Source organism: Paenibacillus sp. FSL R7-0345, assembly GCF_038595055.1.
Lineage (GTDB): Bacteria > Bacillota > Bacilli > Paenibacillales > Paenibacillaceae > Paenibacillus_AQ.
Genome location: NZ_CP152002.1, coordinates 3653834 through 3675120 on the forward strand (window position 1 = coordinate 3653834; position 21287 = coordinate 3675120).

General features: G+C 45.6%; 17 protein-coding genes. 15 read left to right on the forward strand and 2 right to left on the reverse strand.

Annotation, left to right across the window (positions count from 1 at the left end; all coding sequences use genetic code 11):
* Positions 1-50: 50 nt before the first annotated feature.
* Both NST84_RS15470 and NST84_RS15475 read right to left on the reverse strand, forming a co-directional pair.
* On the reverse strand, positions 51-623 hold the full coding sequence (locus NST84_RS15470; protein WP_342561083.1) for a TetR/AcrR family transcriptional regulator: 573 nt from the start codon (positions 621-623) through the stop codon (positions 51-53).
* Positions 620-1081 (reverse strand): nuclear transport factor 2 family protein, encoded by a 462-nt coding sequence (locus tag NST84_RS15475; protein ID WP_068724138.1) that lies wholly within the window; start codon positions 1079-1081, stop codon positions 620-622. Before NST84_RS15475 ends, NST84_RS15470 begins: the two co-directional genes overlap by 4 nt.
* Before the next feature lie 178 nt (positions 1082-1259).
* On the opposite strand from NST84_RS15475, the gene NST84_RS15480 reads away from it, so the two are divergent.
* From NST84_RS15480 to NST84_RS15550, 15 genes are all read left to right on the forward strand, one after another.
* Positions 1260-1874, forward strand: coding sequence for a VTT domain-containing protein (locus NST84_RS15480; protein WP_342561084.1), 615 nt, complete (start codon positions 1260-1262; stop codon positions 1872-1874).
* A gap of 200 nt (positions 1875-2074) precedes the next feature.
* Entirely contained in the window at positions 2075-3901 is a 1827-nt protein-coding gene (locus NST84_RS15485) for a sensor histidine kinase (protein ID WP_342561085.1), read from the forward strand.
* On the forward strand, positions 3889-5475 hold the full coding sequence (locus NST84_RS15490) for a response regulator (RefSeq protein ID WP_342561086.1): 1587 nt from the start codon (positions 3889-3891) through the stop codon (positions 5473-5475). Before NST84_RS15485 ends, NST84_RS15490 begins: the two co-directional genes overlap by 13 nt.
* A gap of 98 nt (positions 5476-5573) precedes the next feature.
* Positions 5574-6887 carry an extracellular solute-binding protein gene (locus NST84_RS15495; RefSeq protein WP_342561087.1) on the forward strand — a complete coding sequence of 438 codons (1314 nt, stop codon included), beginning with the start codon at positions 5574-5576 and terminating at the stop codon, positions 6885-6887.
* 71 nt (positions 6888-6958) lie between these two features.
* Positions 6959-7828 (forward strand): sugar ABC transporter permease, encoded by an 870-nt coding sequence (locus NST84_RS15500; protein ID WP_342561088.1) that lies wholly within the window; start codon positions 6959-6961, stop codon positions 7826-7828.
* 2 nt (positions 7829-7830) lie between these two features.
* Positions 7831-8697, forward strand: a complete 867-nt coding sequence (locus NST84_RS15505; RefSeq protein WP_342561089.1) for a carbohydrate ABC transporter permease — start codon at positions 7831-7833, stop codon at positions 8695-8697.
* Positions 8698-9062: 365 nt separating this feature from the next.
* Positions 9063-14654 (forward strand): sugar-binding protein, encoded by a 5592-nt coding sequence (locus NST84_RS15510; protein ID WP_342561090.1) that lies wholly within the window; start codon positions 9063-9065, stop codon positions 14652-14654.
* A 473-nt stretch (positions 14655-15127) separates the two neighbouring features.
* Complete coding sequence (locus NST84_RS15515) at positions 15128-15685, forward strand: sulfurtransferase TusA family protein (protein ID WP_342566447.1); 558 nt, start codon at positions 15128-15130, stop codon at positions 15683-15685.
* Positions 15686-15731: 46 nt separating this feature from the next.
* Entirely contained in the window at positions 15732-16127 is a 396-nt protein-coding gene (locus tag NST84_RS15520) for a DsrE/DsrF/DrsH-like family protein (protein ID WP_038696162.1), read from the forward strand.
* A 19-nt stretch (positions 16128-16146) separates the two neighbouring features.
* Positions 16147-17268, forward strand: a complete 1122-nt coding sequence (locus NST84_RS15525) for an MBL fold metallo-hydrolase (protein ID WP_342561091.1) — start codon at positions 16147-16149, stop codon at positions 17266-17268.
* 16 nt (positions 17269-17284) lie between these two features.
* Complete coding sequence (locus NST84_RS15530) at positions 17285-17512, forward strand: sulfurtransferase TusA family protein (protein ID WP_342561092.1); 228 nt, start codon at positions 17285-17287, stop codon at positions 17510-17512.
* Between the two features lie 302 nt (positions 17513-17814).
* Positions 17815-18603: a sulfite exporter TauE/SafE family protein gene (locus tag NST84_RS15535; RefSeq protein WP_342561093.1), complete on the forward strand. Its 789-nt coding sequence runs from the start codon at positions 17815-17817 to the stop codon at positions 18601-18603.
* A gap of 149 nt (positions 18604-18752) precedes the next feature.
* Complete coding sequence (locus NST84_RS15540) at positions 18753-19022, forward strand: metal-sensitive transcriptional regulator (protein ID WP_342561094.1); 270 nt, start codon at positions 18753-18755, stop codon at positions 19020-19022.
* 270 nt (positions 19023-19292) lie between these two features.
* Positions 19293-19610, forward strand: coding sequence for a rhodanese-like domain-containing protein (locus NST84_RS15545; protein WP_342561095.1), 318 nt, complete (start codon positions 19293-19295; stop codon positions 19608-19610).
* A gap of 489 nt (positions 19611-20099) precedes the next feature.
* Complete coding sequence (locus NST84_RS15550; RefSeq protein WP_342561096.1) at positions 20100-20471, forward strand: rhodanese-like domain-containing protein; 372 nt, start codon at positions 20100-20102, stop codon at positions 20469-20471.
* Positions 20472-21287 lie beyond the last annotated feature (816 nt).

Genomic DNA, 21287 nt, shown 5'->3' on the forward strand with positions numbered 1-21287 from the left:
AGAATCACTGACGAACATTAAATAGATAATAACTTTCCGTCAGAGTATCACTACTGCAAATCTGCTATTGTTTTCGAGACTCGCTGTGCCAGGTTTGCCAACGTACGTTCAAAAAAGGATTCATCATGAAGTGCTCTGCTCAGAATTAATCCCCCCTGAATACCAGCAATCGTTTCCTCTGAAATTTGGTCAGCGGCTTCTTGGGAGACGCCTGTCCGGACTAGTGCCGCACTTAATGCTTCAATCCATCTGATAAAATACTGACGAATAACAATAGCAAACCGATCCCTTGTTTCGTCTAAAGCAAATGCACCAATAAGACAGATACGCTGTCCCGACTGAAAATAAGAATCGACCTCTTGCCACATATGATCAATGGCTGCCCGGGGGTCATGCTTTTCGAGCGGTTCATAAATGTTACTGATAAACCACTGATCAATATGAGCTAGAATTTCAGCGGCCATCTGATCTTTTCCTCCGGGGAAGAAATGATATAAGCTTCCTTTAGATAGACGTGTCCGGGCTGTTATTTTACTCATGGATGCACCCTCATAACCCAGCTCACGAAATACCTCAGTAACGAGAGAAGTTACGTCAGATTTTTCAAAAACAGTTCGAGTCATAGGTTTAACTCGCTTAGGCTTGGATGATCAGCGGGACGCGTGCCGAGAGGCCAATGAAATTTGCGTTCTTCTTCTTTAATCGGCATGTCATTAATCGAAGCAAATCTGCGTTTCATCAAGCCGTCATCAGCGAATTCCCAATTCTCGTTCCCATACGATCTGAACCAATTGCCGCTGTCATCATGCCATTCATATGCGAATCTTACAGCAATACGGTTATCCGTAAATGACCAGAGTTCCTTGATAAGCCGATAGTCCAGCTCTTTGGCCCATTTTCTAGTTAGTAAAGAGACAATTTCTTGACGGCCTGTTATGAATTCACTCCGGTTTCTCCAATAACAATCCTCAGTATATACAAGTGAGACGCGCTGCGGATCTCGGCTATTCCAGCTGTCTTCTGCCATACGGGTTTTTTGAATTGCCGTTTCACGAGTGAATGGGGGAGTTAAGTTAGTCATTACATTTCCTCACTTTCTGTACCGTTTGTATTAGTATATACCGATCGGTTTAGAGATGCAAGTTAATCTTCTTAATCATAATTCGAAAATTGAACCCCCTGTATCCAAATGCTAAAATACACTGAAGGACAACGCTCCAAAAACTTGAAATATTGCGGAAGGTTGGGCACAAGAGCTTATGAAAATCCAGAAAATTTCAGGCGGTATTGTATATTTAATGATCCTGATGATCGTTATCCTTTGGAGGAAAGATCTGATACAACTGATGGAATGTATGCATACAGGTAACTGGCCAGCTATACTGGCTGTAGCCTCAATGATCGGTATGGTTCCTATAATTCCTTACGCTATTGTGTCTGGTATACTGGGAATTAAGTTCGGATTATGGGTAGGAGGGGCCATGAGTGTAGTTGCCTCGACAATTGCAGCCATTATGACCTACATGATTTTCATTACCGGGAAGGGACGAATCCTGACTAATATAAGCAAGTTTAATTATTTGCATACACAGATTCGTAATCGAGCATTTTTATTTGTACTGATTGGAAGGATGCTGCCTTTTGTTCCGGCTGCCGTTATTAACGGATATGCAGGACTCTATAAGCTTCCATTCAAAACATTTGTAGTTGCTACTATCTTAGGAAAGATTCCTACGATGTTTGTCTTTGCTTATATGGGGCTGTCTGTAGTTTCAAAATCGACTTATTGGCTGCCTGTTATCCTTTTTTATTGCATTTTTTTAGGCGCAATTTACATCATTTATAAGAAGTTGTTTCCGGCAGCACAAAGGTAACCCATTTCGATAAACGATTTCTGCTGACTGTTCCATTAAACCTCAGATTACTTCTTCCAAATCTTCCTCTGAACTATTAAGAAACTATAAACATTCGATACCAACACTGAAGATTGATACTTGAAAAAAATGTGAAGTTCTGCATAAATAGGAGGGAGTAATCTGGAGAGACAGCAATCATGAAATCGGAGGGTCAAGCCGTGAACTTGCATATCAAGAGCATTAGGTCTTTATTTCGCAGTAAAATAAGGAAACTGTCTTTTAAAATCCCGTTTGCCTATTTTCTAGTGATCTTATTCACCGTAGGGTTCAGTTATTTGGTGCTTAACCAAATATCCTCGAAATCAGCACAAAAGAAAATTAGTGAGGCTTCGCTACAGACGATTACGTCTATACAGACCAATGTTGACTTAATGATTGGAAACGTTAACAACTATTCAAAAATGATTTTTTCCGATCATAATCTACAAAACCTGCTAAGGCAAGGGAATGTATATGCTAATTTGGATACCCAGTCTAAGGTTAGCGCCTATTTGTACAATCTCATGCAAGCAGTTCCAACGATTGATTCCGTTTATATTTTTGACAATACTGGTCATAGCTTTTCCGTTGGGACTCAGGAAATGCCGACGTTTAAAGAGGCGAACGTAAAGGATGCTCCATGGTATCAACAGGTGGTCCAAATGGAAGGAAGGTATATCTTGAGACTGAATGGGAGCGGAGTCTTCTCCGAAGGAACGGCCGATGAGAATTTTATATCCGTGATCCGATTGATCCGCGATATCGACAACACGTCTTCGCTTGGTGTTTTAATCATGAACATTAAGGCAGATTCCTTTGTTCAGGCCTACTCTGATCTACTGAATGAAGACTCCTTTGAGATTGCCATTTTGGATGAGAACAATCAAATGATTGTAGCGAACCCCGCCTTGGGACAACAGGGGGCAGTTCTTCAGCAGATCGTGACAGACAATAAAGACAAGCTTGATGAAAGGTTCAGGCAGGGACGCCCCGGGTCGCTTACCCTAAACTCAGGCTCACGAAAATATACCGTTTCTTATATGACTGGCGGAAATTACAACTGGAAGTTTATCAGTGTGAATTCATATGGAACCGTCGATTTCAAAAATAAATCACTGGTTCTGTTGGCGCTGATTCTGCTTGTGATCAATGGAACCATATTCTTTGTGAGCTCCTTCGTCATCTCACGCAGCATCATTAAACCGATCCACAAGCTTTTGCGTTCCATGAACAAAGCGCCAAGCGGTAATCTCCGCAAAGTAAATGTGGAGCTAAACAGTTATGAATTCGAACAATTATACAAAGGACATAACGATATGATCGAACAGATCGATCAAATGCTGAAGCGAATTATTGAAGAGCAGAGCACGCTACGCAAGGCGGAATTAAATACGCTGCAAGCCCAGATCAAACCCCATTTCCTATATAACACCCTGGACTCCATTACCTCACTGGCAATGTCCGGTTTAAATGAACAGGTCTGTGATCTGATTGAAGCTTTGGGGAGTTACTACCGCCTGAGCGTCAGCAAAGGAAGAGAGATTATTACAGTTGGTGAAGAGGTTGAAATTGTCCGCAATTATTTAAAAATCCAGAAGACGCGTTATCCGGATGTCTTTGAAGTTCATTTCGAAGTGGAAGAGACCTGCTGCCAATATCCAATTCCTAAGCTTGTGCTGCAGCCGCTAGTCGAAAATTCCCTTTATCACGGAATACGGCCGAAGGGATCACGGGGAACGATAGGAATCAGCGTGAGTTGTACGAACGATAAAGTAAATATAACGATTGCTGATGACGGGATTGGAATGTCGCAAGAAGAGATCGCACAGATTCTCTACACGGAGAGAAAAGGTCAGAATCAGAGCTTCGGCCTCTGGGGAACGATGGAACGTTTACGCATTTTTTATGGTGATAAAGACTGTATTCATATCGAAAGCGAACCGGGAAAAGGAACTGCTATCCTATTAAATATACCGAATGGGGTGGATCCGGCATGGGTGAATTAAAGGTGTTACTTGTTGATGATGAGTATCTGATACGGAATTTAATGAAAATGCGTATTGACTGGGGAAAGCAGGGCATGACCATCATCGGTGAAGCCTCTAATGCCGTTGAAGCACTTCAATTTGTGGATGAGCATAAACCGGATGTCATATTTACGGACATCTATATGCCTTCTATTGATGGTATTGAATTTAGTGAAAGGGTGTTAAAAAGGTACCCCGATATTAAAATTGTGGTCGTAACCGGTCACGACGAATTTGAATATGCCCGCAGAAGCATCAAGCTGGGAATAACGGATTTTATATTAAAGCCGATCCACGCTTCGGAGTTGCTTCATGTTACCGATAAACTAAGACAGATAATAAATGAAGAACGGACACGGGGACAGGAACTGGAGAAGCTGAAAGCAGAGCTTAAGCAGAATTTCCCATATCTCAAGGAGAAATTTCTATATCATTGGTTAAACGGTACGCTTTTAAGGGAAGAAATTCATGAAAAAGCAGCGTATTTCGGAGTGCCTTTAGGTATTGGTGCAGAAGCGCTTCAAATTGCCGCTATTGAAATTTCTCCAGCTTCAACGAAGCAGACCGAGGAGCAGCTGATTCTCCTAAGAATGGAATGCGCAAAGAAAATAGAAGTGTTCTTTAGAGAGAATCCCCTTGTGATTATTTTTACGGATACCCGGAATCAGATTATCATGATACACCAGAACCCGGATACCAATCTGGCTGCAGCTTACGAAGAGTTAATCACGAATCTGACCGAATCGGGAGGCTGTACGGTAAGTATCGGTATCGGGCAAAAACATGAACACATTGAAGAGGCAAATTTGGGATATCAGGAAGCCTGCCGTGCACTGTATTATCAGGCTTTCATCGGAAAAAACCAGGTGATTTGCTTCGAAGATATCGTAGAGAATGGAAATCAGCAGTACCGGTCCAACGCGACTCTCCTTCAGCAGCTTCAGTTCGGTCTCAGTGTCGGGTCTGCTGAACAGGTGGTTGAGGTATTAAGAGAGATCTTTAGCATGTCGTTCTTCAGTGTGTCGCAGTTCCGTTTGGCGGCAATGGATGTATTCAGGGAATGTCAGCGTGCGGCTATTGAACAACAGATCGAGGACGAACCTGATTTTAATGAAACCCTCGTCTCCATCCTTACCGCCGATCATCTTCCCGAATTAACGGGAGCGCTCAAGAGCTACGTGCTTAATGTCGCAATGGCTATCTATTCGAAAAAGCAAACCAAAGAAGGCAATCTGATCAGCCAAGTGAAGGAATATCTGAAAAATAACATAAGCAATCCCGAAATGGGACTTGCAAGTACGGCTGCCGCATTTTTCGTAAGTCCGGGTCACTTGGGACGGCTGATGAAGAAGGAGACCGGGCAGACCTTTGTTGAGTACCTAACAAATATACGCATGAAAAAGGCGGAGACTCTTCTGAAGCGAACGGACTTGAAAGGCTATGAGATCGGAGAACAGGTAGGAATTATCGATCCGCATTATTTCAGCATATTATTCAAAAAAAATCTGGGCCGGTCCATGAACGAGTATAGAAGCAGCAGAAATGATGTTTGAATTTTAAAAGGAAATGCCCGTATTTTGAATGGAGCTGCACGGGGGATTTCCCTAGAATTTGATATAGAAACATTGAATATTCATAGGGAGGTCAGATAATGAAAACGCTGTTAAAAAGAACGATGGGAATTGCTTTAGCTGTAGGAATGGCAGGTAGCATCGCTGCTTGTTCATCTAATTCCTCAAATGAATCGAAATCAAATGAAAGCGGATCCATAAAATTGACGCTTTGGGATCAATCTGTTGGCAATACGGATCCCTCGGCCAAATTATTACCTCAAATCATTGAAAAATGGAATTCCGAGCATCCCGATATTCAGATTGACCGGACAGGTACAACAGGCGAGCAATACAAGACAAAGATTAAGACCTCTATTGCCGCGGGCGAATCGCCGGATATCTTTTACGGCATGGGCGGAGGCAGCTTCATGGAGCCTTATATTAAATCCGGTAATGTCCTTGAGATCTCCAGTTATTTGACCGATGACGTTAAATCCAGAATGGGCCCGGGTATGGCGGAAGCCATCGAGAACGACGGTAAAATTTACACACTTCCGGTCTACACCCATATTGCGAATCTTTATGTAAATACTGAATTGTTCGATAAAGCGGGAGCCAAGCTGCCGACGACCTATTCCGAGCTGCTTGATGCGATTGATAAATTAAAGGCAGCCGGAATCACTCCGGCTCTCATCGGAGAAAAAGACCGCTGGCCTGGCATGTATTGGTACGATATCGTTGCGATGCGCCAAGCAGGAAATGATCAAGTGATGGAGGCCTTCAAAGATCCTACAAAATGGAATTCGCCGGACTTTGTAGCTGCGGCAGCGAAAATGCAGGATCTGGCCAAGGCCGGCGCTTTTAACAGCAGCATGTTCAGCATGAGCTATGATGAAATGCTCGGTGCATTTAATGCAGGGAGCGGAGCTATGATGGTTCAGGCAAACTGGGTAAATGCCGGTATCGAAGATCCTTCTTCGGCGGTAAAAGGAAAAGTAAAGGTCATTCCTTTCCCGGTTTTTGAAGATGGAAAAGGTAAAGGCACTGAAATATTCGGTGGCGCGGTAGACGGTTTCTATATCAGCAATAACACCAAGCATCCTAAAGAAACCGTTGAATTCCTGATGTATCTAAGCGAACAGCTTGGCACACAGGGCTATCTGGCCGGTGCGGGTCTTCCAAGCTGGAACATTGACGGGCTGGATACCTCAAGCCTGTCCTCGCTGGATCTGTCCAGCGCAGAGATTATGAAAACGGCAACCTCATTTATTGCCTGGTGGGATAATATTCTGCCTGCCGATTCCGCAGAGTCTCACAAAAACTTAATTGCACTGCTATTGGCAGGAGACATCACTCCAGAGGAATTCTGCAAACAGATGGCACAGCTTAAGCCGACGGAACTAAACCTCTAATGATGAAATAAATGCAAACAAGATGTGGTCAGGGATGAGTCCCTGACCACATCTTTGAGAGGAGAAGGACGATGAACTCTGTATTTTCCAATAAGACCGCAATTGCTATATTTGTTCTTCCTACATTCCTTATCTTTAGTGCCATTGTCTTAGTTCCGATATTCGTCTCCAGTTACTACAGCTTACTTGACTGGAATGGGATTGGAAAAGGTGTATATGTCGGACTTCATAACTATGCTGAGATGTTCACGGATTCACGGGCGTTACATTCCATCCGGAATTCGCTCCTGTTCGCCGCCGCATCTATTTTTATTCAATTACCCATCTCTCTAATCCTGGCCCTTATCCTGGCGTCCAATGTAAAAGGGGAAGGGTTTTACCGTACGGTGTATTTTATTCCCGTTCTGATATCAACAGTAGTTATCGCTCAACTCTGGTCCAAAATATATAATGCCGATTACGGCCTTCTAAACTCGCTGCTGGAGAGTGTAGGTCTTTCCAACCTGGTACAGGATTGGCTTGGCCAGAAGAAAACAGCGCTTATCGCTTCGTTTATTCCGACGCTTTGGCAATATATCGGCTATCATATGCTGCTGATGTATGCCGGAGCAAGGTCGATATCCGCGGATATTTTTGAAGCGGCAAAGATTGACGGGGCTTCCCGTGTGCGGACTGCCTTTCTGATCACCATACCGTTGATGAGACCGATCCTTAAAGTATGTCTGGTCTTCTCGGTCATCGGTGCATTTAAAGTATTCGATCTGATTTATGTACTGACAGGCGGTGGCCCTTTCTTCACTACGGAAGTGCCGAGCACATTAATGTACACATCTATCTTTGATGCTTTCCGCTATGGATACGGCAGTGCAATTTCCGTGTTCATTATTGCTGAGTGTCTGCTCTTCACATTAATCATCAATAAATTTTTCAAGACTGAATAGGGGTGAGAAGATTGAGTGCCGCTGAAGCAGTGCTGCAGAAGAAGCCTAAATCTATTGGAAAAATACTGTTGCAAGTGTTGTTAATCCTGGTTGCGGTTACGCAAATTTATCCGCTCATCTGGCTCGCCTTTTTCTCACTTAAAGATAATAGCGAGATATTCAGCGGAGATGTAGCGGGACTTCCCAAACATTTTCTGTGGAGCAACTATACTAAGGCCTTGTCCGATGGGCACATTTTAACATATTTTTTCAACAGCGTACTGGTAACCGCCGTGTCTATCCTCCTCGTGCTGATCCTGTCTGCCATGACAGGTTACGCCATCACGAGAATGAACTGGAAGCTCAGCAACATAACCATGACAATAATCCTTTTGGGGATGATGGTACCCATACATGCAGCTTTGCTGCCATTGTTTATGGTTCTGAAGAATGTAGGATTACTCAACACCTATTGGGCTTTGATCATTCCTTATGTCGCATTTGGGATCCCGATGGCGGTGTTTATTCTCGGAAGCTTTTTTAAAGGAGTTCCCCGGGAACTGGAGGAAGCGGCCGTTATAGACGGCTGCGGGATATACCGGACCTTTTTCTCCATCATCTTGCCGCTTGTTCGTCCTGCCGTGTCTACAGTCGCGATCTTTACGTTTCTTTCCTGCTGGAATGAGCTAATGTTCGCTGTGACCTTTATCAATAAAGAGTCTTATCAGACGCTTACGGTGGGCATGATGTCGATGGTCGGAACTTATATTACACAGTGGGGAATTATTGGAGCGGGGCTGATGATAACGACGATCCCGACGATTCTGATTTATTTACTGCTTAACAAACAGGTTCAGCAGAGTATGATTGCCGGTGCGATCAAGGGTTAATCCATCGTGACATATATTCCTATGTTATAGCAGTTGCTCAGATTTCCGGAGCGGCTGCTTTTTTATATCCATTATATGAATCGGAAAAAAAGCCTGGATGTTCGAATTTTGAAAGCGGATGCACGAATTTTGAATGGAGTAAAGGCAGCCTTTTCCCTAAAATTGGAGGTGAAATAACAACAAATTTACGGAGGAGGCAGAATATGAAAGCGCTGTTATGAACCACTGCGATGATGTACGCTGATGGAGCCTTGGTGTTTACGAATGGTCCCGGTTTGTGGTCGGGTATATCAAATTGACAATGTGTCCGATTACGATGTGGGTAAGCCGTGGGCGCACCGGATCGAATAAAAGGAGGATTTTCAATGATGTCAAAACGATTTGGCAGAATGCTCGCGTTCTTCTGTTGCTTGCTAATGGTGGCGTCACTAATGCCTACCAGCTTTGCCGCCGCCACTGACAACAACGAGTATACAGAAGCACTTAATGGCGACAGCAGTTCTACAACTCTTACAAGCTTGCAGGCAAATGAAACGCCGACTGCCATTTTTGGAACTCCCGAACTCGGGTCAGGCGACCCGCTGTGGGCTCTGACAATGGAGCATCTCATCAACAAAAGCACTGTGCCCGGCGATCCCAGACCCCATGCCACAGGCACAGCCAGGATCCTTTGGGACCAAGACTACCTGTATGCCCGCGTAGTTGTGGAGGACAGCAATCTATATCAGGGACCCGGCAATGATTACCAGTACGACAGCCTGGAGTTTTATCTCGGCGCTGGGAACCAAGGCGCAAATCAATGGCGCATCAGCTCGACGGGCGTGTTTTCAGGGCAGAGCGCTCCTGGCAGAGCTGCGTGGACTGAGATCACGGACACAGGATATATCGTGGAGATGAGAATACCTAAAAGAACCTTGAACCTGCAGGCAGGCCCGTTTACCTTCGAAGTTTATATCAATAACTCGACGGAAAAGGGCGGTGACCGCTATGAAGTCGTTTCCTGTTTCGGAACTCCGGACGCGGCTTATAACAGCGCTGCTTCTTTTACAAACAGCCTGAATCTCATTGCTGCCAATGAAGCGGACGACAGATTTTCAATCACCGCCACGGCGGGATCGGGCGGACGAATAACGCCGAACGTACCCGGCGATGTTTTTAGAATAGCAAGCGGCTCAGACGAAACCTTTAAGGTTATCCCCGATTACGGCAAAATTGTAGATACCGTAAAGGTAGACGGAGAGGACGCAACTCTATCCGATGATGGCTCTTATACCTTTTCAAATGTTGTTGCTAACCATACCATTCAAGTGACATTCAAAAATGATTCGACCGCGGGCTTGCTCCCCTTTATCGTGTGGAATGACAACTTCGCCCGTGGGGAGTACACGACGGCTGTCATCATCGACTTAGGCGAGGGGAAGGCGGCGGAAGGCTCCAAGCTTAATCCGGACTTGTTTACCGTCTCGGCTAGGAACACGACCCTGAACGGCGACTCAGTAACCTTTGAAGGGACGCGCAAGATCACAAGGGTATACGCCAATGACGAACCGAAGGTACGCGGCTATCTGGGGACGGTAAGCCGTTCACCGGATTATCAGGATGGACTGGAACGCGGCCGTTACATCGTAGTTGAGTTTGAATTTTATTCAGAGAGCGGCGGCAATATAACGCTGGATGGCAGCATGAACTCAACAAGACAGGTTTACAGCGTCGTCCAAAACGGCGAGCTCGTACTGACTGAAGGGGATCCGCTTAACTACGTGGTTTTTGAACAGGAAAAAGTTGTGAATCCGATCCTGGACCAGTTTACAACACCTACGGGCAATTCGGTCAATCGAGCGCTCTACCTTCACAAGGATGAAAACGGTGAGGTGTCACGAGGATTGCCGCTGTATGTCTATACCCACGGCATGGGACGCGGCGGCACAAGCGCTGCGACTGACCAAAAAGCGGCCATGAAATCCGCGAGCGGCGCGGTCGCTCTGATGAAGAAAATGGAAAAAGATCCCAAGAAATACGCCAGCCATATACTGAATCTATCCTATAATGGCACAAGCACTCCCTCCACAGCCAATGTTAAGAAGGTTATAGACGACCTGGTTGCCAGCGGAGCAGTAGACCCTAACCGTATTTACGCGGCGGGCTTCTCATGGGGCGGTCAGTATACGAACAGCTTAGTCAACGCTTATCCCGGCTTCTTCGCGTCCGCCGCACCTATGTCTCCGGTAAGCGGCTCACCAAACGCGAATGCCAACTACGCCCACACTAGCCTGGCCTATTGGATGTTTATCAATGAGTATAACGTTGGAGGATACCAGACTAACCTCAATACCTTCATAAACACAAATATGCCGAAAATGGTCAACGCAAGGGCTTCGCGCTTTGAGAGCAATGAGGCTCTCACGTGGCCTTACAATCAATTTGATCAGCCGACTCAGAGGCCGAATCCGGCCAATACACCTGTCCTGGCTGATTATATAGCGCACGAGGTCGAAGCTGCGGTTCTTTACAACGAGATAACGATGGGGACTTGGAGCATAGCGCCAACAGCGCAGTCCACTAACTTGCCGGCTTGGAACAATGACTACACTGACGTCTTTGATTGGATGTTCGCGCAGACCAAAGCAAACGATCGGCCTGTTGCCAGATACGGTTCACCTGTATTGGGTACTAACGACAAGCTGTGGGAACAAGCTGTGGAGTTTGACATAAACAACAGTAGCGCACCCGACCAGAAGGTAGGCCCCAAGGCCACCGGCAAAGCCAAAGTACTTTGGGACGAGGACTTCCTTTATGCACGCGTTGTGGTTACCGACCCGAATGTGTGCGTCGGTCACACGCCTGGCACTGAGCACATGACCGACAGCGTGGAATTTTATGTCGGCGACGGAAGCGGAGGCTCAAACCAGTGGCGTATTGGCGCAAGCGGTATTTTCTCAGGTCAAGCCGCTGTGGGCCGCGACGGTTCGGTTATACGAACGGACACCGGGTATATCGCCGAAGTAAAGATACCTAGAAGAACTGTTGAATTCACTACCAATTCCCCGATTACGTTTGATGTGTACATCAATAACTCAACTAGTGCGGGGAATGATCGTTATGAGGTTGTATCCGGTTTAGGCCAACCGGACGCGGGTTATGGCAGTTCTGACAGTTTCAAGAATAGCTTGCTGCTGTTTGGAGGCTCCGCGGTGTCCAGGCACCCCGTTAACGCCACGGCAGGATTAAACGGCACAATCTCCCCATCCGGCTTGATTCGGGTAGCTGACGGAGGAAGCCAGGCCTTTACATTCACTCCAATCAGCGGTTATGTAGTGGATACGGTAACTGTAAATGGTGCGTCTGTAGAGATTGCAGACAATACCTATACCTTGGAAAAAGTGAACACCGATGACAAGGTAATCCATGTTACGTTCAAACCCGATCCGGCCGCAACGTTACTTAACTTTATCGTATACAACGATAACTTTGCCACCGGAGAATTTACCACAGCCGTTATCATCGATCTGGGCGCGGGAAATGAAGCTGTGGGTACCGACCTTAGCTCAAACCTGTTTACAGTATCGGCGAGGAATACTCTGCTGAACGGTACTCCGGCATATCAAGGCACACGCACCGTCAAAAGAGTATACGTCAATGACGAACCTAGACCCAGAGGATATAAGGGTGTGAATCAGAACTCCCCTGATTATCAAGCTGGACTTACCAAAGGTCGCTATATCGTAGTAGAATTGGAATTTTGGACATTAACCGGCGGACAGTCCACTTTGGAGGCATCCAATTCCACCGTCCAGAATTACAACATTGTATCTAGTGGCGATATCAAGCTTGACGGCAAGGCTGCCATTGTTAAGTCGTCATTCGCACAGTCAGATATCGTCAATGAAATCATCGACAAATTTGAAGTTGGCCCCAAAATTGACAACGCGGAAGCGATGCAGTATGGACTCTATATTCATAAGGACGGCAACGGTGTCCCGGTAAAAGGGCTTCCCCTTTACATCTACGCTCACGGTTCTACCCGCGGCGGTACACAGGACGGGGATACCTTCGCGCCCATCAGGTCCGCCAACGGAGCCATCGCACTTATGAAGAAAATGGAGACGAACTCCAAATACGCTAGTCATATAATCGCTTTGCGAGCTCAAAACAACGTTCAGGCAACAGCTGCTACCTTAAAGGCTTATATCGATGATCTGGTAAGCAAGGGCCTTGTGGACCCCAACCGTATCTACATGGCAGGCTTTTCTATGGGATCCGCTTATACTAATACATTCTTGACGACATATTCTGAGCTGCTCGCAGCCGCGGCGCCTATGTCTTATCCACCTTCAATCAACGCGAAACAAGCCGAAACTCTTAAAAGCTTTCCATACTGGTCATTCGTTAACACAACTGATTCTCCATTTATAAAAACAGGAGCGGAGACTTTTATAGCGAATATTATGCCCCTATTGGAAAACGCTCGGCACACGTTCATCGACAGAAATGAAATATTCGTATGGCCTTATGACCAATGGACAAAGGCGGAAGCACCAATTAATGGAACCAATTGGATTCCGTCCGGCCATGAGATGGAAGCTTCAGTACTGTGGAACAATATTTCAGGCTACACGGATACCTTGTCCAATGTAGGTTCCGGCAAGGAGTGGAGCCTTAAACCTACGGCGCAGTCCTCTAACCTGCCGACTTGGAACAATGACTACACTGACGTCTTTGATTGGATGTTCGCGCAGAGAAAAACGGACGTACCCGGTGCTCCAGGCAGCTTCAAGGCGACGGCGGGCGACGGACAGGTCACATTGAGTTGGACTGCTCCGGCTGACGATGGTGGCAACGCGATATTGGGTTACAAGGTCTGGTATGGCAACGTGACCCCGGTCACTCTAGATGCGAAGGCGACCCAATATACCTTCAAGAGCCTGAAAAATGACCAAAGCTACACCTTCAAAATCGTTGCGGTGAGCGCGAAGGGCGACAGTCCGGAGATGAGTGCGACGGCGATACCGGCGACTTCCAATGTGCCCAATCCTTCTGGTGGCAATACCGGCAACACCGGGAATACCGGCAGTGCGGGAACCGGGATAGACACCGGATCATCGAAGCCGACCTACACAGTGAACACACCGAAGGATAAGCCCGCGGTCACGGACAAGAACGGAAACACCACCCTGCCTGGCGGTGGCGAGATTGTGATCAAGGGCGGGACGAAGATTGAGGTACCCGAAGGCACGACTATAGACTCAAACGGTAAGGTGACCATTCCGGCATGCAAGAGCGCTAAAGTGACACTACACGGCGGCGCGAGTGCCGGATTAGACAACGGCATGTCGCTGAACATCCATGGGGGGACGGAGCTTGTGTTCGATGACGACACCCCGCTGGGCTTCCTAGTGATGTCGGGCAATCCTTTCAGGGATGTCAACATGAACGACTGGTTCTACAGCTACGTAAACTCCGCTTACACATACATTCTTTTCAACGGCACGACGTCCACGACGTTCTCACCGGGCACCTCAATGACACGTGCGATGTACGTGCAGGCGCTGGCCAATCTTGAGAATGTAAACCGCTCCGGCTACACGAGTTCCCGCTTTAGCGACGTGACGGACGGTCAGTGGTACTCGGCGGCTGTCGAGTGGGCGGCCGAAAGCGGCATAGTCAACGGTATAAACGCAGACCTGTTTGATCCCAATTCACCGATAACGCGCGAGCAGATGCTGGTGATGCTGTACAACTATATGAAGTACAAGGGCTATGAAATACCTGAAATACAATCTAAGTCCTTCGCGGACGAGAGTGAGATCAGCTCATGGGCGTTGAAGGCCGTTCAGGCACAGCGGGGCATCGGAATTGTATCAGGCAAGCCGGACAACTTCTTTGACCCCCAAGGCACCGCCACCCGCGCTGAAGTAGCTACTATCTTTATAAAGTTCATCGAATATCTGGCTAAGTAAAAGCGTAAACAGAAAAATGCAGACTCTTCCGCTGGGCAATATCCAGCCGGAAGGGTCTCGTTCTATTTTACAAAGAAAATTTCCAGTGCTGATGCTGCTAAAGGGAAGCGTTTATTTTCACCTGATCAATGTGACCTCAAGCAATATTGTACAGAGATTTGGATAATTCCACAGTGGATGCGCAAATGTACCAAGCTATTTCCTAATGGACAAGACCAGGGTACTATTGCCGATTTGTATGGAATATTTTGTTAACCATGTAAACTTGAACAGATGTTGACAATAAACATTCAACATTGTAATATACCCATAGGGGTATTGGTATTGTGATAGAAATCATATCATTATCGCCGGCGTTCGTTATTTCAAAAGTCGAAAGTTATCATCCGGTTTAGGACAGATTAACCAAGACTGCACTTAAATCTATAACCCAGTACAAGGAGGAGCCTACATTGCCGGAAATTAAAACAAACATGACCCTTGATTGTAAAGGGCTCGCATGTCCAATGCCTATTGTAAAGACCAAAAAGGCGATCGATCAGCTGGAGGCGGGACAAGTCATTGAAGTCCAAGCCACCGATAAAGGTTCTCTTGCTGACATTCAAGGTTGGGCTAAGAATACAGGCCATCATTATCTCGGTACAGTAGAAGAAGGCGAGGTGCTTCGACACTACATCCGTAAATCCAGACCCACTGAAGTAAAAGAGGCAAAAAAGCATCCTCATATCATTTCCAATGAAGATTTAGCCAATAAACTGACAGCAAATGATAAGGTTACCGTCATTGATGTCCGGGAGCCTGCTGAATATTCGTTCAACCGAATCTCCGGAGCCATTTCGATCCCACTCGGAGAGCTTGAGGATCGTGTTCACGAGTTGGACACGGAAGATGAAATTTATGTTGTCTGCCGGACCGGAAACCGCAGTGATATGGCTTGCCGTATGCTCAGCGAAAAGGGATTCAAAAAAGTGAAGAACGTCGAGCCAGGAATGTCGGGTTGGACGGGTCCTATGGAAAATACAGAGAAGTAAACATCTAATACAGATCCACAAATGAAACTACACGGAGGTTATTAACATGAGTACAAAAGTAGCGATTATTGCAAGTAATGGTGGTTTGTTTGACGCTTATAAAGTCTTTAACATCGCAACAGCTTCTGCGGCAACCGATGCGGAAGTTGCGATCTTCTTCACTTTTGAAGGGCTGAACCTTATTCACAAGCAGGCGCATCATCAACTGCCGCTCCCGGCGGGAGCCGAACACTTCGCAGAGGGCTTCAAGAATGCCAATATTCCATCGATTCCCCAGCTTGTAGAGATGGCACAGGAGCTTGGTGTGAAGATCATTGCCTGTCAGATGACGATGGATGTTATGAATTTGAAGAAAGAGGACTTTATCGAAGGTATTGAAGTAGGCGGGGCTGTAACTTTCCTGGATTTTGCCAAAGATGCTAACGTAAGTCTGACATTCTAATTCAAAGGAGGATTCAAGCATGAATGCCAAAGAATTGACTACGATCGTTCTGGCTAAAGAAGAGTTGTTTATTTTGGATGTGCGTAACGAAAGTGATTTTAAGGATTGGAAAATTGAAGGCGAGAGCGTGGATATCATCAATATCCCCTACTTTGATCTTCTGGATGGAGTAGACGAAGCTCTTGATCAAATCCCGGATGGCAAAAAACTCCTCGTTGTCTGTGCAAAAGAGGGTTCTTCCAAGTTTGTTGCCGATCAGATTGTAGAGGCCGGCCGGACGAATGTGCACTATCTGGAAGGCGGTATGAAAGCTTGGAGCGAACATTTGGAACCGGTGAAAATTGGTGAATTGAAAAACGGCGGCTCTTTGTATCAGTTTGTCCGGATCGGTAAAGGCTGCCTATCTTACATGGTCGTATCCCAAGGGGAAGCTGCCGTTATCGATACCCTTCGGATGACGGATGTATTTGAACAGTTTGCGAAAGAGAAGGGAGCGGTGATCAGACATACGCTCGATACGCATCTGCATGCTGACCACATTTCCGGCGGACGCAGACTCGCGGAACAAACAGGCGCCACGTATTGGCTGCCGCCTAAAGACGCAACAGAAGTCACCTTCACTTATGAGAAGCTTGAGGAAGGCCGTGATATTTCCGTAGGGTCTACGACCATCCGGATTCAACCGGTATATTCGCCCGGTCATACGATCGGGAGCACCTCTTTTATTGTAGACGATCAATATTTGCTGACAGGCGATATCCTGTTCATCGAGTCGATCGGACGCCCCGATCTGGCTGGTAAGGCGGAAGATTGGGTCGGCGATCTGCGCAATACGCTCTATAGCCGTTATAAGGAACTTTCTCAGGATCTTATGGTTCTTCCTGCACACTTCGGTAAAGTTACGGAGCTGGGGGCAGGCGGCCGGGTGATGGCCAAATTGTCGGATCTGTATCAGAATAATCCCGGCTTGAACATTCAGCAGGAGGAAGAATTCCGCCGCACAGTCACCGAAAATCTGCCTCCGCAGCCTAATGCTTATCAGGAAATCCGCCAGACCAATATGGGAAAAATAACACCAAGTGAAGACGAGCAGCGGGAGATGGAAGTCGGTCCCAATCGCTGCGCGGTTCATGACAAATAAGAGGAAGAATATAAAAATGAAAACAGACATTGTAGTGGACACTAAAGGAATGGCATGTCCAATGCCCATTGTAAAAGCAAAGAAGGCTTTGGACGGATTGGAATCCGGGCAAGTTATGGAAGTCCAGTCTACAGATAAAGGCTCCATTAACGATTTTCAAGCATGGGTAAAGCAGACGAAGCACGAACTTTTGAAGCATGAAGAAGACAATGGCATCTATAAATTTTTTGTAAAAAAGGTGTAGAGTAAAATAAGCGAACACATCAGGCGTGTTCGCTTATTTCAAGCCTTTATAGGTAACCTTTACTCCAAGTGTACAATAGGCTTCTTCTCTATAATGACCTTGGGGACAGGATTTGGTAGTGCACGCGAGATTGCTCTCTGCTTGAAGTCTGTCCTGGCATACAGGGCATGTATCAGTGAACCATTTTTTTAATACCATCAGCATACTTTTATACCTCATTTCCCATGTGTTAACTATGCTTTGATTATAACCTGACTTTTACGGATCGTATACAACAAATTCACACGATAAGGAGGCAGATTATGGATCCCTTGCTAATGATCATCATGGTTGCGCTTGGTTTGATCGGCTCTTTCTTTTCAGGCTTACTTGGGATCGGAGGAGCAATTATTAACTATCCGCTGCTGCTTTATGTGCCCTCTCTTCTCGGTGCTGCCCAATTTAATGCGCATGAAGTGTCATCGATTAGTATGTTCCAGGTTTTCTTTGCTTCATTAGCAGGAGTATTGGCTTTCCGGAAAAAGAGTAAAACGGGGCCTTCTCTCGTGAACAAACGGCTCGTTTTATATATGGGCACCAGCATATTGGCTGGCAGTTTAATCGGAGGTTTTGTCTCCGGAATGCTTGAAGGGGACATCATTAACCTGATTTATGGCATCCTGGCTGTTCTAGCCGTGATCTTGATGCTGATACCGAACAAAGGAACGGAAGAGAAGGGGAAGGATCTTCAATTTAATACCTTCATTGCAATTGTATCTGCGTTTATAGTCGGAATCGTTTCAGGCATTGTCGGCGCTGGAGGAGCTTTTATTCTGATTCCGGTCATGCTCACACTGCTCCACATTCCGGCACGTACGACCATTGCATCTTCACTGGCGATTGTCTTTATTTCAGCCATTGGCGGTGTGGTTGGTAAAATTACCGGAGGGGCTATTCCTTTATGGCCGACACTGTTTACAGTCATTGGCAGCTTGATCGGTGCACCGCTTGGTTCAACAATAAGCGCCAAATTGAATGTAAAGGTGCTGAGATATGCTTTAATCATCCTTATTTCCTTAACCTCTATTAAGATTTGGTCTTCTATCCTTTAGGAGAAATGGTATGTTCTGCTGGATGATGCCGCACGGCGCAAACAAGCTGGGTCTAACTTCTGGAGGGTATCGAATATGCGTGTACATTCAATGGTTTTGCTCTATACTATACCTGTATAGGTATTGTTTAAAAGAGGAGATGAACAGAAGTGGAATACAATTATCCCAACGAAATTAAAACCCGCTTGCGCAGGATCGAAGGACAGATACGCGGCGTGCTGAGGTTAATGGAGGAAGGCAAGTCTTGCAAAGAGGTTGTATCACAGTTGTCAGCGATTCGTAATGCCACAGACAGGGCGCTTGCTCAAATTGTGGCGGAGAATCTGCAGCAATGTATTTTAGAAGAACAAGCCAACGGTAATCCCGATCCAGGAAAACTGGTCAAAGAAGCCGTGGAATTGCTTGTTAAAAGCAGATGAATGCAGAATTTCTGTGAGCTTCAAAACGATAAGGGATTCAAGGTAATAAAAATGACCGGCGGTCTCCGTGCATGGACTGACAAAAGGGTACGCGAATAAATCAAACCAAAGATATGGAGCAGCAGTTGTGGTTTTAAGCAGTTGCTGCCTTTTCATTAACGGATAAGCGTGTTTACCATTGTGAAGTATTGATAATAGATCAGTGTCGCGCTATAATACCCATAGGGGTATTAGTATAATGGATAGAAAACAGGAAAGGGGAAGTTAAAAATGGCATTTAAAATACCAAGCTCGATTACAGCACAAGAGGTTGCTGAACAAATAGAAACAGGAAAGTCGCTGAACTTATTAGATGTCCGCGAATTAGCAGAGTGGTTAGAGGGACATGTTGAAGGAGCTAAACATATTCCGTTGAGCCAATTAGTTGAACGGCAAAAGGAGTTAGACCTCGACCAGGAAATCATTATTATGTGTCGTAGCGGAAATCGAAGCGGTTTGGCTTGCGAACTGCTGCATGAAAAGGGATATAAAGTGGTTAACATGACTGGCGGGTTAAATGAATGGACCAGTAAACTTGTCAGGGACTGATAAATGAGAGTAATTAAAATGGAAAGGAAAAGGATACCTAGATGACCATTGTCTATACAGCAGGTGTAATAGTGTTATGGTGGATATCCGTACAGCTTTTGCCCGTTCCGACTCTTACCTATTTGAATCGCAAGGAATGGTCTATACTGGATGACCGAGGGGCTAACGCGAAAATCCTTGACGTTAGGGATGCGAATGAGTACCGCGAGGGGCACATACCGGGCTCTATCAACATTTCAGTTGGACGGCTGCCCGTTGTATGGAATAAAGACCTATCTCCAGAGGACAGAGTGATTATTTTCTCCCGTAACTGGCTGCAAAGAAAAAAAGCGGCCAGGATTTTGGCAAGAAGGGGATTTACTAAACTTTATGCCGTCAAAGGTTGCTTTCTTCCACGAAACCACGAGGCAGAAGGTTATGAGCATACATGCAGTTATTAATCTACACTTATTGTGGCTTTTAAATGGAGTGGAGGACGGGAGAAGAAAAATGGATAAAATATTATATTTAATTCTATTGTCATTAGTAATTTGGATTTTATACAAACAATTCGTGCCAGTAAAAGGTTTGCACGTTTTGACTCCGGAACAGTTTGAGAGTGAAGCCAAGAGAAACAAGGTGATCGACGTTCGAGAAGTACATGAGTATAAGCGTGGCCATATTAAAGGAGCAGTAAACATTCCCCTTAGCCAACTTCCGCAGCAAATTGATGATATCCCTAAAAATTGTAAAGTACTGCTGTATTGTCAGAGTGGGCTGCGAAGCAAACAGGCCGCAAAGCTGTTAGTTAGAAAAGGCTATCCTAATGTAGCGGAGCTTCGTGGCGGGATGATGTCCTGGAAGGGTCCAACTCAAAAATAAACCGGAGGTTCCATGACATTGCCATGGGGCTGTACTCATTGGTTTTGAATTATCATATTCTTGAGGTGTGTAACCCGGTGGAAGCAAAAAATAACCTTAGTAAGGCGTTAACTTCACCAAGTGTACGCCTTACTAACTTACATTTACAGGGGTGGCTAGATGTAGGAAGACAAGAACATAGTCCCATAAGAGCCCGCGCCCAGTGCGGGTTTTCTGTTTTATGGGACCAAGTTCTTGTCCTTTTCTCAGGACAAGAACTTGATCCCATTGCCGATAATGGACAAGAACATGGTACTATTGCCGATTTGATAAACATCTATAAAGTAAGTATTAATTGCACATGTACTATGAATTTTAATTGCTGTCGATGTGAGAAGTTTATGAAAGACAGTGGGAGTTAAATCCTATCAACTCTTTGGCTTGGGTAATAACGGTGGCAGACATTTCAGATGCCGGAAGCCTTAACTCGATTGAATTGCCGCATGGTCGCGACGGCGGTTTTAATCGGACTTCTCCCGATGCCCCGGACGACGCAGCAACTTCTGCACCATTCAATCATTTTTGGTCAGTTAAGCTCTAAGAGGTGTTGGTTTGCAAAAAAAGTTTTTACTTCTTTGATATCTTCTGGACCCCATTAAGCTTTCATTATCTACAATTTTATCCGAATCATTATAAGTCTTGACAATCTCAATACTACTCTCAAAAGTTATAGTTTTTTGAAAAAAAAGAAGTGATGGACTTTTTTCCTTCTAATATTTATATACCAACTGCTTCTTCAATTCTTGCATTATCAGCGAAGAGAGAAAGCAAGATATC

What these genes read in the sequence shown, in the direction of transcription:
- NST84_RS15490 (WP_342561086.1), top strand. Translation starts at nt 3,889, where the DNA reads ATGGGTGAATTAAAGGTGTTACTTGTTGATGATGAGTATCTGATACGG.
- NST84_RS15520 (WP_038696162.1), top strand. Translation starts at nt 15,732, where the DNA reads ATGAGTACAAAAGTAGCGATTATTGCAAGTAATGGTGGTTTGTTTGAC.
- NST84_RS15550 (WP_342561096.1), top strand. Translation starts at nt 20,100, where the DNA reads ATGGATAAAATATTATATTTAATTCTATTGTCATTAGTAATTTGGATT.
- NST84_RS15500 (WP_342561088.1), top strand. Translation starts at nt 6,959, where the DNA reads ATGAACTCTGTATTTTCCAATAAGACCGCAATTGCTATATTTGTTCTT.
- NST84_RS15480 (WP_342561084.1), top strand. Translation starts at nt 1,260, where the DNA reads ATGAAAATCCAGAAAATTTCAGGCGGTATTGTATATTTAATGATCCTG.
- NST84_RS15515 (WP_342566447.1), top strand. Translation starts at nt 15,128, where the DNA reads ATGACCCTTGATTGTAAAGGGCTCGCATGTCCAATGCCTATTGTAAAG.
- NST84_RS15525 (WP_342561091.1), top strand. Translation starts at nt 16,147, where the DNA reads ATGAATGCCAAAGAATTGACTACGATCGTTCTGGCTAAAGAAGAGTTG.
- NST84_RS15530 (WP_342561092.1), top strand. Translation starts at nt 17,285, where the DNA reads ATGAAAACAGACATTGTAGTGGACACTAAAGGAATGGCATGTCCAATG.
- NST84_RS15510 (WP_342561090.1), top strand. Translation starts at nt 9,063, where the DNA reads ATGATGTCAAAACGATTTGGCAGAATGCTCGCGTTCTTCTGTTGCTTG.
- NST84_RS15545 (WP_342561095.1), top strand. Translation starts at nt 19,293, where the DNA reads ATGGCATTTAAAATACCAAGCTCGATTACAGCACAAGAGGTTGCTGAA.
- NST84_RS15535 (WP_342561093.1), top strand. Translation starts at nt 17,815, where the DNA reads ATGGATCCCTTGCTAATGATCATCATGGTTGCGCTTGGTTTGATCGGC.
- NST84_RS15475 (WP_068724138.1), bottom strand. Translation starts at nt 1,081, where the DNA reads ATGACTAACTTAACTCCCCCATTCACTCGTGAAACGGCAATTCAAAAA.
- NST84_RS15495 (WP_342561087.1), top strand. Translation starts at nt 5,574, where the DNA reads ATGAAAACGCTGTTAAAAAGAACGATGGGAATTGCTTTAGCTGTAGGA.
- NST84_RS15470 (WP_342561083.1), bottom strand. Translation starts at nt 623, where the DNA reads ATGACTCGAACTGTTTTTGAAAAATCTGACGTAACTTCTCTCGTTACT.